Source organism: Algoriphagus pacificus (assembly GCF_017254845.1).
GTDB classification, from domain to species: domain Bacteria; phylum Bacteroidota; class Bacteroidia; order Cytophagales; family Cyclobacteriaceae; genus Algoriphagus; species Algoriphagus pacificus.
Genome location: NZ_JAFKCU010000001.1, coordinates 1,350,357 through 1,363,369, shown reverse-complemented (window position 1 = coordinate 1,363,369; position 13,013 = coordinate 1,350,357). Strand labels below are relative to the sequence as shown.

Genomic DNA, 13,013 nt, shown 5'->3' with positions numbered 1-13,013 from the left:
TTAACCTTAGCTGAAATGCCCAAAATAGCAGCCTTTCCCAAAGCCTTTATGAATGCACTTTGCAAGGATGGAAGCATGAAATTATCGGAGTGGATAGAACTTGGTTCCAGGCTGGGAATCGATGGATTGGAATGGTATGCAGGTTTTCTGGAAATGGAGAAGGAAGAAAACTGGCGCCTCTTACGAAGAATGGTGGAAGACAAAGGAATGGTCATTCCTATGATGTGTTGTTCCCCGGATTTCACTCATCCAAACAAAGCTTTTCGGGACAAAGAAATTCAAAAACAGAAGCGTTGGATAGAGATGACGGATGAACTCGGAGGGAAATACTGCCGCGTACTTTCTGGACAATATCGTCCTGAGCTCACGGAAGATGAGGGAATAAAATATGCTTCTGAGTCAATCCAAGCCTGTCTACCTTATGCCAAATCACTTGGAATCACCCTAATTTTGGAGAATCACTATAAAGATGACTTTTGGGATTATCCCGAGTTTGCGCAGAAAAGAGAACTTTTCACCAAGTTGGTCAATAGTATTAAGCATCCGAATTTCGGGGTGAACTACGATCCAAGTAATGCCTTTTTGGCAGGCGAAGATCCGCTGGATTTATTATATGAGGTTTCGGAGCAAGTTGTCACCATGCATGCCAGCGATCGGTTTTTGAAATATGGAACTATTGAAGATCTACGAAAAGAAGAAGGAGGAGCAGTAGGTTATGCAAAGCGATTAAGCCATGGAGAAATCGGACAAGGAATGAATGATTACGATGCCATTTTCACTGAATTGAAAAGAGTGGGGTTTGACAACTGGATCAGCATAGAAGATGGGGTCGATGGCATGGATCAACTACAGCGATCTGTGGCATTTTTGAAAAAGAAAATAGCCCAGTATTGGCACCTATGATTTACGAATTGAGAAATACGAAATACGTCCTCAATAGTAACCTTTGAGGTGTCATTTCGAAAGAAAAACGACTGAGAAATCTCCACGAAGGTTTATAAAACATTAAACTCAACAACCTTGAATACCTACAACTACACCTCCATCCCATCTCAATGCTTCCTAGGCGAAGGGCCTTATTGGCATGCAGGAAGACAAAGTTTCTTCTGGGTGGATATTGAAAATGGAAAACTATTCGAACATCATCTCAAGACCAGGGAAACGAAAAAACGAAGTTTCCCACATTATTTGGCAGTAGTATTAGAATCAGAAGACGGAAGTTTAATCTTAGGTTTAGATCGAAAGATTGCAAAGTTTGATTTAGAAACTGAAGAACTATCCTGGCTATGCGAAGTAGAGTCAGAATATCAATTACATCGCTTCAATGATGGAAAAGTAGATCCAAAAGGGCGAATTTGGATAGGAACTTTGAGTACCAAATTCACAGAGGGAGCAGGTTCGCTTTATTGTATCGATAAGGATTTAGAACCAAAAAAGAAACTATCCAATCTGACTATTTCCAATGGAATGGCCTGGACAGAAGACAATCAGACTTTTTACTTCATCGATACCCCAACACGTCAAATCAAAGCATTTCACTTTCATCTCGAAACTGGTGAAATAGAATTTGATAGGGTTGCTGTTGAGATACAGGAGGAGTTGGGATTTCCTGACGGCATGTGTATCGACCAAAAAGGCATGCTTTGGGTTGCTCATTATGGGGGTTCGTGTGTATATCGATGGAATCCAAAAAACGGTGAGTTGCTAGATAAAATAGATCTACCTGTTCCTCATATCACTTCCTGTTGCTTTGGTGGAGAAAATCTTGATACGCTTTTGATCACAACTGCCCAAGAAAATCTAAGTGAAACTCAACTCAAGGAATACCCACTAAGTGGTGATGTCTTTTTGGTGAAAACTACTACCAAAGGCTTTTTAGCAAAAAAAGCAAGTATCTAAAAAAATGGAAAAATCACCTCTAAGATTGATTATTAAAACCCTGAAACCCATGCTTGCAAAACTCAGATTGATTCTATCACTTATTTTTATTCTGGCTCTTTTTCCAGCTTTGGCACAAGAGGAAGAAATCCCAAAACTTGACAATCCCATGTCGGTTTCTTACCTCCAAAAGAATCTGAGAAAATCCTCTCCAAGGTTGGTTTTCGACCAGCCAATTTTGAAGGATCTGAAAAAGAAAATCAAAACAGATCCAGTTTTGCAAAACATGTATGCAAGCATTCAAATGAATGCAGAATCTATTTTTGAAGAGCCACTTTTGGAAAGAGTGATGGAGGGAAGAAGGCTTTTGGGTGTTTCCAGAGAAATGCTTTATCGGATCAATATGCTGGGGGTTGTTTATCTAATGGAAAAGGACCCTAAAGTTTTAACCAGGATCAATGATGAAGTCCTTGCAATTTGTAGTTTTTCAGATTGGAACCCAAGCCATTTCTTAGATGTGGCTGAAATGGCAACTGCGGTAGCTTTTGCTCTTGATTGGACAGCTGGTGACTTACCAAAAACCACACAAGAACTAGCTAAAAAATCATTGATTGAAAAAGCAATCCTTCCAAGTTGGCCGGAAAATGGCGAATCTCCTTGGTGGGCCTATGGCACAAATAACTGGAATCAGGTCTGCAATGGAGGCATGATCGCTGCATCCATTGCCATCGCGGAAGATAATCCTTCCCTAGCCTCAAAAACTATCAGTCGGGCTTTGGAAGGCTTACCTCATTCATTGGTGGAATACGGCCCAGATGGAGTTTACCCCGAAGGATCCACTTATTGGGCCTATGGAACCAGCTTTTCTGTGATCACAGCAGCTATGTTGGAAAGTTCTTTTGGTACAGACTTCGGGCATTGGGAATTCCCGGCATTCAAGGAAAGTGCTGTTTTCCGAACTTTGGCAAATGCTCCCTCAGGATGGTATTATAATTTCGCAGATTGCGGGGATCAGCGGAGCGAAGCTGGAGATTTTACTTTAGCCTGGTTTGCAGCAAAATCCGGAAATCCTCATTATTTTGAAAAAGAACGGTTCCTTATTTCTTCGGATCAAATGAGGAAACTTGGTCGTTTGGCCGGAGCTTCGATGGCCTGGCTTTCACAATATGAAGAAAAAGGCGGAGCAGGGATTCCTACTGCCTGGAAAGGGGAAGGTTCTAACCCAATCGTGATTTTTACAGGAGGTGAAAACGATCCCCAAAATTTTTATTTTGGAGGTAAAGGTGGTCGTGGGATGGTAAATCATGGAAACATGGATGCCGGTTCCTTTGTATTTGAATTGAATGGGGTTCGTTGGTCAATTGATCCTGGAAATCAAGATTACAATGAGTTGGAAAAGACCGGTTTCGATCTATGGAATCGGTCTCAAAGTAGTGAGCGTTGGACTTTGTTGACCAAAAACAACTTCGGACACAGCACTTTGACTGTCAATGACTCCCTCCACAGAACGGAAGGTCAATCATCACTTCTCTCTTTTACAGATGGCGACCAACCTCAAGCTACCTTCAACCTCAGCAAAACGCTGGAAGGGCAAGTAAAATCAGCACAAAGAAAATTCACAAAAGACAGCCCAACTTCTATAACCATTGAGGATGAAATTGAGCTTTCAGAAAACACCCAACTCATCACTTGGCAGATGATGACTTTAGCCGCTGTAGAAATAACTGAAAGCGGCGCAATTTTGAAGCAAGATGGTAAAATGCTTCACCTTCAGAATCTTTCTCACCCTAAAATTACGGTTTCAATTGTATCCCTTGATCCGGCTCCCCTTCAGCTTGATAGGCAAATTGAAGGACTAAAGAGGATTGAAATCCGAATTCCTGCCTGGACTATTAAAGGAGATAAAACAAAAATTAAAGTGAGGTTAACGGGAGAGTAGAAAAATAGATTTGCCGACAGAAAATGTGATTGACGGTCAGTTCTTGGATGATTCACACCAATTTTAAAAAAAAATTAAAAATTTCTCATGAATTTTCCCCTTCTATTTTTCATCATTTCAACCGTTTGAAATATATCAAATTCGGCGATTTGACCTCTGAAACATCATTTTCAAGAGTTAAGACCCCAACCCAACCGGCTTTGATTGAAGGGTTTATTCCGTATTTTAATTGCCGATTTAATAGGTTTTAGCACAAAACCTTTGATCACAACCCAAAATACTGAACCCAAAATAATCGCATGAGAAAGCCTCAGCTCTCCTTATCCCAAATAATCAACATGAATGTTGGCTTTTTTGGGATCCAATATAGTTTCGGGTTGCAACAAAGTGCCGTCAATCCTATCTATGATATGTTGGGGGCTGCTCCAGATGAGATCCCTATCTTGAATCTAGCCGGTCCGATGACAGGTTTGCTTATTCAGCCGATCATTGGAGCGCTCAGTGATAGCACTTGGAGTCCACGATTTGGAAGAAGAAAGCCCTTCTTTTTCATTGGCGCTTTGATGTGCAGTATCTGTCTTTTTTTCTATCCTTTCAGTAGTTCACTTTGGATGGCGGCAGGTTTACTTTGGGTTTTAGATGCTGCAAATAATACGGCAATGGAGCCTTATCGGGCTTTGATTGCTGATGTACTTCCAGATGAACAGTATAGCAAGGGATTTTTGACTCAAAGTTTCTTTACTGGATTAGGTATTACTCTGGCTAATGTCTCTTTATTTGTTTTCCAAAAATACATTCCAGGCGTGGCTGGCTCATTGCCTCTTTGGGTCTATGCATCCTTCTTTTTAGGAACTGTTTGCTCAATCGGCTCGGTCATGTGGAGTATTTCCAAAACACCTGAATATCCTCCATCCGAAGAGGAACTTGTGATTTTAAAAGAACGGAATAAGGGGATGCCACATCCTGCTATTCAGTTTTTCCTCTCTATTATCACTACCCTTTTCGCTTATTTGGTCTTATTTATTTTGGTCATCCCAGCTTTATTTGATCGTAAAATCATTCGTAGAACAATTCATTGGGCAGAAAATCATCCGACCATCAAAGTGGTTTTTGCCCAAAATCTTGAAATCATCGAAGCATTGACCCAGATGCCATCGGTAATGTGGAAACTCGCTCTAGTCTATCTCTTTCAGTGGTATGCCTTGTTTTGCTATTGGCAAAATGCTGCGAAAAGTATCGCCCAATCAGTTTGGGAAACGACACCTAATCAAAATAAGACCTTATATGAGGAAGCCGTGGGTTGGACTGGACTTGTTAATGGCTGGTATAACGTAGTCACGTTCCTATCCGCCTTCTTCCTGGCAAGAATGGCTACCAAATTTGGCCCGAAGAAAGTACATTTTATCTGTCTGATTATGGCAGGTTTAGGCTTGCTTGTTTTTCCTCATATTGAAAACAAGTATTTGTTATTTGCTCCGATGACCGGATTTGGCATTGCTTGGGCAAGTATGATGGGAGTGCCCTACCTTTTGGTGGTCAATGAAATACCAAAAGAACGCTACGGTGTTTATATGGGAATCATCAACATGATGATCGTAATTCCCATGATCCTTCAAACTTTAAGTTTCGGATTTATTTCCAAAACATTTCTGAATAATGACCCTGGAACAGCCATTTCTTTCGCAGGAATTTTATTGCTGATTGGAGCTTTGGCAGTCCTTAGAATCAACGAAAACAAAAATATCACCGAAGGCCCCAACCCTGGCCCAATCGGACATTAAAGTAAATTTCATTTCCGCATGCTTACAATGGATCAACCCGCCTACTCTTTTGCTGTTGATATATTATCCAAAAATGGTTTTTCCCAGAAAGAAGATCCCGCGTTTTTCTTTAGGCTTTCTAATGCCATAGACAAGATCAAGGAGCTTTTTTCAGAAATCTATGGTACTTCCGCCGAGGCTCAAGAGAGTTTTGGAAAATTAATTCTCTCTTTGGCTCAAGCTAATTCTGCCAGAGAAAGTGACTTAAAGAAAAGGGATGCCCAAAAAGAAATAAAAGGAGACTGGTTTCTGAGCAATGAGCTGGTTGGGATGAGTTTGTATGTAGATAGATTTTCAGGAAAACTGAAAAACATGAAATCGAAATTAGGGTATTTTGAGGAGTTAGGAGTGAATTTCCTTCATCTGATGCCTTTGTTTGAAAGCCCTGAAGGAGAAAGTGATGGAGGATATGCTGTTTCAAATTTCCGGAAAGTCGATGAACGCTATGGTACGCTAGAGGAATTGATTGCACTGCGAAAATCCATGCAAAAAAAAAGAATGTATTTGATGCTGGATATAGTTCTGAATCATACTTCCCATCGACACGAATGGGCTGAAAAAGCCAAACAAGGGGATCCTGAGTTTCAGAATTATTTTTACATGTACGACGATCGCTGGATTCCAAACCAGTATGATGTGTCCATGCCTGAAATATTTCCAGAAAGCTCCCCAGGTAATTTTACCTACGTCCCAGAATGCAATAAATGGGTCATGACTGTTTTCCATAACTATCAGTGGGATCTGAACTATATGAATCCGAAGGTATTTCGTGCCATGCTGGATAATATTCTGTTTTATGGAAATCTGGGTGTAGATGTCCTACGGATTGATGCACCGGCTTTTATCTGGAAACAAACAGGAACAAGCTCGCAAAACTTACCTCAGGCTCATGCCCTACTCAGGCTAATCAAACAATGTGTTTCGGTAGCTACTCCTGGGATGGCTCTTTTGGGAGAGGCTATTGTTGCCCCAAAGGAAATCATCAAGTATTTCGGAACAGGAGATTATGTGGCCCAAGAATGCGACTTTGCATACAACGCTACCCAAATGGCGCTTCAATGGGACATGCTTGCTTCGGGCCAAACCAAAGTCATGCTTGCAGCTCAGCATGAAATACTTAAAAAGCCGGCTGGTACTACATGGATTACTTATACCCGATGCCACGATGATATCGGGTTAGGTTATGATGATTACATGATTGAGCAGGCTGGTAAAAACCCCTATGAGCATCGGAAGTTTTTGAAAAATTACTTCACGGGAATCCAAGCACATAGTCCTTCAAAAGGTGCCCTATTTTCTTCCAATCCCAAAACAGGAGATGCAAGAATCAGTGGATCTTTAGCCTCTCTTTGTGGACTGGAAAAAGCGCTGGAAGAACAGAGTGACTTCAGCATCAAACAATCCATTCAGAAAATATTGATGATGCAAGCCCATTCCTTTTTCATCGGTGGACTTCCAATCTTGTTTTATGGAGATGAAATTGGCTATACCAATGACTATTCTTATTTAAAGGATCCTGGCAAAAGCTATGATAATCGATGGATGCACCGACCGATTATTGATTGGGAGAGAAATGAGAACAGGAAAGTAGCAGGCAGTGTAGAAAATGAAATTTTTGAAGGGACTAAGAAATTGATCTCCCTTCGGAAAAGCTTGGCTGTGGTAGCGGATCACAAAAACCTGGTATGGCTACCTCCACATAACATTCATGTAGCAGGATTCCTGCGCCAATATGGCGATCAAAAATTATATGGGATATTCAATTTTAGCGCAGAAACTACATTTCTGACCTGGTATGCTTTCAAAGAAACCAAGCCAGTTCCTTCAAAACTATTTGATCATTGGAGTGGGAAGGAATTTGAAATTGGAATGGATCATGAATATCTGATCTTGGAGCCATATTCCTTTTTCCTCTTTGAACCAATCAAATAGTAACCTTCTAGTTGGAATTTAGCCATGAGAGGAAGATTCACGGACCACTAGCTCTGTTTCGAGTAAGTGGGTTTCATCCATGCATACACCTTCTCCTTTAAGAATATTGATCAAAATCTCAGCAGATTTTACACCCATTTGATAAGCATGCTGGTCCACTGAGCTCAAAGAGGGAGAGACCAATCCTGCCAACTGCCAGTTACTGAAACCTACAATTCCGATTTTATCAGGGATAGCTATTTTCTTTTCTTTTAAAAATTTAATCGCACCCATCGCAACAATATCTGTAATACAAAAAATAGCATCAGGTGGCTCAGGAAGTTCCATCAGCTTTTTGGTAAAATCATAGCCTTCTTGCTCACTGATATCTTTGCATTGAAAGAGATAATCTTTGTTCACTTTAAAGCCAAAATGATCTAAAGCCGCTTCATAGCCTCTTTTCCTTTCGATGGAGTTTTTTACATCTGCCCATCCACCGATATGGGCTATTTTTTTGTAGCCCTGTTTGATCAAATGCTCGACTGCTCGGAATGCCCCCTGAAAATCATCCACAATAACTTTTGGAGTTTCGAGGTAATCGGAAACTTTGTCAAACTGGACCACAGGTTTACCTTCTTCCAAAAACTCCCGTATATGCTCTCCTTCTATCGTTTCATTGGAAATTGAGATCAATAAACCATCGATCCCCGAGGATAAAAGGGTACGGCAGGCAATGATTTCATCAGAAACCTTTTCATCAGTCTGACTGACAAAAACACTATATCCATGTTTTTTGGCTGTTTGGATGGCTCCACTGATGACGGAAGAAAAAAAGTAGTGGATCAGCTCTGGGACAATTATTCCCAAAGTCATGGTCTTGTTTTTCCTGAAATTCACGGCCATGGTATTAGGCACATAATTGTGTTTTTCAGCAAAATCCTTCACCAATTTGATGGTCTCATCAGCGATGCCAGGATAGGAATTTAAAGCTCTTGATGCGGTGGAAACAGATATTCCCAACTCTTTGGCAATATCCTTCAGGGTGAGTCTTCTTTTTTCAGACATTTATTTTGGGTTCAAACTGCTTTTAATTTAATGGTTTTCAGTCTGATTATCTCAAAACAAATTTCAAAAAAGTAGCCCCGCTAGGAATCGAACCTAGATCTAGCGTTTAGGAAACGCTTGTTCTATCCGTTGAACTACGGGGCCGTTTTATTTTAAAGACTTCAAATATTCTTTTCCAATGCCAGATTTCAAATACTTTTCTCTATTTCTTGCTTCTATTCGAGTTGAAACTTTTTCAGAATACCATAATTCCCAAGGGACCCAAGCTTTGGTAGAGCTAGTCTTACCAGAATTATGCTCTTTTATCCTTCTTTCCAAGTCTTCTGTAAACCCAACATATATCCTACCGTCTTTCAAACTTTTTAAGGCATATACAAAAAAATGATCCATGTCTTATTAATTAGTGAAGAGTCCCGCTAGGAATCCCTGCCTGCCGGCAGGCAGGGAACCTAGATCTAGCGTTTAGGAAACGCTGTTCCCTGTCTACCGACAGGTAGATATCCGTTGAACCCTGCCTACCGGCAGGCAGGTACGGGGCCATATTCTACTGGCAAATAACCAAGCTTTAAACTTCCCAATGAACGATTAAAGCCTGAAGTGGGTTAAAGCCATCACTATCAGGGCTGCAAGATAAAAGAAAAGCCTGTTTTTAGGCAAATATTCTTTAGCCAACTTATGGCATTACAAGGATTTACACTATCTTTGCACTCCAAAATTAGGATGGACGGGTTCCATCCACTCACTAAATACAACAAATTTATGTCAGTAAAAATCAGATTAGCACGAAGAGGTAGAAAGAAAATGGCTATCTACGACGTGGTTGTAGCTGATGCAAGAGCTCCACGTGATGGACGCTTCATCGAAAAAATCGGGGTTTATAACCCTAACACGAATCCTGCTTCTATTAACATCAACAATGAGCGCGCTCTTAAATGGTTGTTGAATGGAGCTCAGCCAACAGATACTGTAAAAGCTATGCTTTCTTACAGAGGTATCATGCTGAAAAAACACCTTCAAATTGGTGTATTGAAAGGTGCAATCACTCAAGAACAAGCAGATGCTAAGTTCGATGCGTGGTTGAATGAGAAAGACGCGAAAATCGCTGGTAAAACTGAATCCATCTCTAAAGCAAAAGCTGACGCTCGTCAGAAAGCTTTGGATGCTGAAGCAGCTAAGAACCAAGCAAGATTGGATGCTATCAAAGCAAGAGAAGAAGAGCAGAAAGCTCTTTTAGCAGCGGCTGAAGCAGCAAACAATCCTGCAGCTGAAGAAGCTAGCGAAGAATCAGCTCCAGAAGCTTCCGCAGAAGGCGACGAAGCACAAGCTTAATAAAAAAAACTCCCCATGAACAAGGAGCAATGCTTTCAATTAGGCTATGTAGCCAAGGTTCATGGACTTCGTGGAGAAGTGGTCGTGGTGCTGGATGTAGACTATCCAGAAGATTATGATGATCTAAAGCACCTCTTCCTCGAGCAAAAATCCCGGCTGGTGCCGTTTTTCCTGGAGCACTTTGTACTCCAACCTGGAAATAAAGCCTTGGCCAAATTTGAGGATTATAATACGCTCGATCAGGTAGAATCACTCGTTGGAACGGAAGTTTATCTTCCTCTGACAGAGCTACCAGAGTTGGAAGATGACCAGTATTACTTTCACGAGTTGATCGGATTTGAGGTCTTTGACGAGACCAAAGGTTTGATCGGAACTGTTCAGATTGTTTACGATCTGGAAACACAGGATCTCCTAGGGGTGACACATCAGGGTAAAGAAGTTTTGATACCAATTCAAGACGGCATTATCCAACAGGTGGACAAGGCAGCAAAAAAAGTTTTCTGCCAATTACCCGAAGGTTTACTTGAAATTTATCTGGAAGACTGACCGATGCACATTGACATTGTCACAGTGGTTCCGGGATTGTTGGATAGTCCCTTTGCACATTCCATTCTGAAAAGAGCGGAAGAAAAAGGATTAGCCAGCATCCGGGTGATCAACTTGAGAGATTATTCAGTGGGCAAACAAAAGCAAGTGGATGATTACGCTTTTGGTGGTGGTGCCGGAATGGTCATGATGATCGAGCCTATCGCTCGATGCATTGAAGCCTTACAGCAGGAACGTACGTACGATGAAATCATCTACATGACACCTGATGGAGCTACTTTTGACCAATCCATGGCCAATGCACTTTCGCTTCAGCAAAACCTTTTGATCCTATGCGGTCATTACAAAGGTGTAGATGAGCGGGTGCGAAAGCGGTACATTACCAAAGAAATCAGTATTGGTGATTTTGTTCTTTCCGGAGGAGAATTAGCCGCAGCGGTAGTAGCCGATGCTGTTATTCGACTGATTCCGGGAGTGCTAAATGACGAAACTTCTGCTTTGACAGATTCTTTCCAAGATGGCTTATTGGCACCGCCGGTTTATACCAGGCCTGCCGAATTCGAAGGAATGAAAGTTCCGGATGTATTGCTCTCTGGGCATGAAGCCAAGATAAATGAATGGAGATTCGAGGCGTCGGTTCGCCGAACCCAAGAAAGAAGACCTGATCTGCTCCGCAATCAGGAATTTGGGGAAAGCGATGGAACATCGAACAAGAAGTAATTAAATAAGCCACAGAGATGGCATAAAGCGAAAGCATAAAAAGATAAAGCTATGAGCGAACTAATTAAAATAGTAGAAGCAGAATACAGCGAGGTTAGAGCTAAGTTCCCTACTTTCAAAGCTGGTGATACAATCAACGTACACGTACGTATCAAAGAAGGTAACAAAGAGCGTATCCAGCAGTTCCAAGGAACTGTGATCCAACGTAAAAACCCAAATACCAACGGTGAAACTTTCACAGTAAGAAAGATTTCTAATGGTATTGGTGTAGAGCGTATTTTCCCTATCATCTCTCCTGCGATCGAGCAAATCGACCTAGTGAGACAAGGTAGAGTGAGAAGAGCTCGTCTATTCTACTTGAGAGGACGTCAGGGTAAAGCTGCACGTATCAAGGAGAAAATCAGAGTGAAGCACTAAGAGCAATTGCTCTTTCAATAAAAAGGAACCTAGCAATGGGTTCCTTTTTTTGATTCCTAAAGGTCTGAATTTCGATTAATCATAATCAATTCGTTCCTATTTCAACTTTAACGAAATCAAAACAATTTTTTCTTCCTGTAGCTTTTCCCTGTTTTCCTCAAAAAAATGATGCACATCACCTGGTTTTGATACGACAGATTTTCCATTGAATGCTGCTTTGTAATCATTAAAAAAGCCAATGGAACTTTTTTGGTAAATGATTTCATCTTCAGCTTTTGCCCAAGACCAATAATTTAATTTCATCTGATCCAGATCATTTTCCCAGTCATTGATCACATCCAAAGATTCGAAACTCTTATCCATAAAAACCCAGTAGCTTTTCTGTTGCATCCCAAATGACAGATAAAATAAATCTTCAAAGGGGTAAAAATCCACAATAGATCGCACCACTTGATTCTCTGCTAAAAAGTCCTGCTGTTCTACCCCTTTATTTGTTAATTCTAATCGGCTCCTCAAGTCCCAATTGTTTTTTCCAAAATCAAAACGAATAGTCTTTTTCAAATAACCATCTGAATCAAAATTCTGGACCAAATAATCATAATGCTCTGCAAAATAAATCTCTCCAGTGTTTGGGTCTTTTAAGAAACCGTTCAATTCACCAAAACTATAGAATTGATCAAAACCTTCTCTAACCGGCAAATACCCTTGGACTTCATTGGTTGCCTTATCTTTTCTTAAATAAGTCCAGCGTTCTTCATTTTCTCCTTCTTGAATGTAGTGCAGGCTAAATCGAGCATCTTCATAATTCACTCCCCGGTAATCTGGTTTCCCTTCCCCTAAAACATCCCCCTGTTCATTCAACAATACATATTTATTTGCATATCCAACCTCAACTCGTACGGTATCTCCAGATACAGAAATATCATCTATGATGCGAAATTCACCAGGCCCATCCCCATTTTTCCCTAGAATGGATAAAACTTTTCCGTTCTTGTCAAACACAAAAACCTTTGCTGTTTCCCGACTTTCCACATAGATCTTATCTTCCGTAAAATCCATGTTATAAGCAAATACAACCGGCTCTTCATCTGTATAATCCAAAAGTGTATACTTGATTTCAGAGAAATATTCTGACAATTTAGCTTCTCTGGCTGCATCCAAATCCACAGGTACAATTTGAAGCCTTTCTGATTCACCATTCTCTGGGTCGCCTTTCTGCAATGCACTTTTATCTTTTGAGGAATCACATGCAGCTATCAAGGATGTGAGGAGTAAAAAAGTGAAATAGAGTTTCCTGTCCATAAACTAAACTTATAAAAAACTAAACAAAAAACTTTAACCGAATTCAGCTAAATTCAATTTCCGGCATTCACATCCCATTTCTATCA

The 13,013-nt window shown here is 40.7% G+C and carries 12 protein-coding genes and 1 tRNA gene; 9 read left to right on the top strand and 4 right to left on the bottom strand.

What is annotated here, in order from left to right; all coding sequences use genetic code 11:
* Positions 1-15 precede the first annotated feature (15 nt).
* From J0A69_RS05805 to J0A69_RS05785, 5 genes are all read left to right on the top strand, one after another.
* Positions 16-903 carry a sugar phosphate isomerase/epimerase family protein gene (locus J0A69_RS05805; RefSeq protein ID WP_206585574.1) on the top strand — a complete coding sequence of 296 codons (888 nt, stop codon included), beginning with the start codon at positions 16-18 and terminating at the stop codon, positions 901-903.
* 117 nt (positions 904-1,020) lie between these two features.
* Positions 1,021-1,899 carry an SMP-30/gluconolactonase/LRE family protein gene (locus J0A69_RS05800; protein WP_206585573.1) on the top strand — a complete coding sequence of 293 codons (879 nt, stop codon included), beginning with the start codon at positions 1,021-1,023 and terminating at the stop codon, positions 1,897-1,899.
* 49 nt (positions 1,900-1,948) lie between these two features.
* The gene (locus tag J0A69_RS05795) at positions 1,949-3,817 is read left to right on the top strand and encodes a heparinase II/III domain-containing protein (protein ID WP_206585572.1); all 1,869 of its coding nucleotides are present in this window, start codon (positions 1,949-1,951) and stop codon (positions 3,815-3,817) included.
* Positions 3,818-4,116: 299 nt separating this feature from the next.
* Positions 4,117-5,598 (top strand): MFS transporter, encoded by a 1,482-nt coding sequence (locus J0A69_RS05790; RefSeq protein WP_206585571.1) that lies wholly within the window; start codon positions 4,117-4,119, stop codon positions 5,596-5,598.
* Positions 5,599-5,616: 18 nt separating this feature from the next.
* On the top strand, positions 5,617-7,569 hold the full coding sequence (locus tag J0A69_RS05785; protein ID WP_206585570.1) for an alpha-amylase family glycosyl hydrolase: 1,953 nt from the start codon (positions 5,617-5,619) through the stop codon (positions 7,567-7,569).
* An 18-nt stretch (positions 7,570-7,587) separates the two neighbouring features.
* On the opposite strand, the gene J0A69_RS05780 is transcribed toward J0A69_RS05785, so the two are convergent.
* The 3 genes from J0A69_RS05780 to J0A69_RS05770 all read right to left on the bottom strand — a co-directional run bounded on the left by J0A69_RS05780 (position 7,588) and on the right by J0A69_RS05770 (position 9,003).
* Positions 7,588-8,613, bottom strand: a complete 1,026-nt coding sequence (locus J0A69_RS05780) for a LacI family DNA-binding transcriptional regulator (RefSeq protein ID WP_206585569.1) — start codon at positions 8,611-8,613, stop codon at positions 7,588-7,590.
* 72 nt (positions 8,614-8,685) lie between these two features.
* Positions 8,686-8,757: transfer RNA gene (locus J0A69_RS05775), tRNA-Arg, on the bottom strand.
* A 3-nt stretch (positions 8,758-8,760) separates the two neighbouring features.
* Positions 8,761-9,003: a GIY-YIG nuclease family protein gene (locus tag J0A69_RS05770; RefSeq protein ID WP_206585568.1), complete on the bottom strand. Its 243-nt coding sequence runs from the start codon at positions 9,001-9,003 to the stop codon at positions 8,761-8,763.
* Between the two features lie 369 nt (positions 9,004-9,372).
* On the opposite strand from J0A69_RS05770, the gene J0A69_RS05765 reads away from it, so the two are divergent.
* From J0A69_RS05765 to rplS, 4 genes are read left to right on the top strand one after another with little or no spacing between them, the layout of a single operon-like run.
* Positions 9,373-9,942, top strand: a complete 570-nt coding sequence (locus J0A69_RS05765) for a 30S ribosomal protein S16 (protein ID WP_206585567.1) — start codon at positions 9,373-9,375, stop codon at positions 9,940-9,942.
* Positions 9,943-9,957: 15 nt separating this feature from the next.
* A complete protein-coding gene (gene rimM / locus J0A69_RS05760) occupies positions 9,958-10,488 on the top strand; it encodes a ribosome maturation factor RimM (protein WP_206585566.1) in 531 nt (176 codons plus the stop codon).
* A gap of 3 nt (positions 10,489-10,491) precedes the next feature.
* Positions 10,492-11,208, top strand: a complete 717-nt coding sequence (gene trmD, locus J0A69_RS05755) for a tRNA (guanosine(37)-N1)-methyltransferase TrmD (protein WP_206585565.1) — start codon at positions 10,492-10,494, stop codon at positions 11,206-11,208.
* Between the two features lie 51 nt (positions 11,209-11,259).
* Positions 11,260-11,625 carry a 50S ribosomal protein L19 gene (rplS, locus tag J0A69_RS05750; RefSeq protein ID WP_206585564.1) on the top strand — a complete coding sequence of 122 codons (366 nt, stop codon included), beginning with the start codon at positions 11,260-11,262 and terminating at the stop codon, positions 11,623-11,625.
* 96 nt (positions 11,626-11,721) lie between these two features.
* On the opposite strand, the gene J0A69_RS05745 is transcribed toward rplS, so the two are convergent.
* Positions 11,722-12,927 carry a 6-bladed beta-propeller gene (locus J0A69_RS05745; RefSeq protein ID WP_206585563.1) on the bottom strand — a complete coding sequence of 402 codons (1,206 nt, stop codon included), beginning with the start codon at positions 12,925-12,927 and terminating at the stop codon, positions 11,722-11,724.
* Positions 12,928-13,013 lie beyond the last annotated feature (86 nt).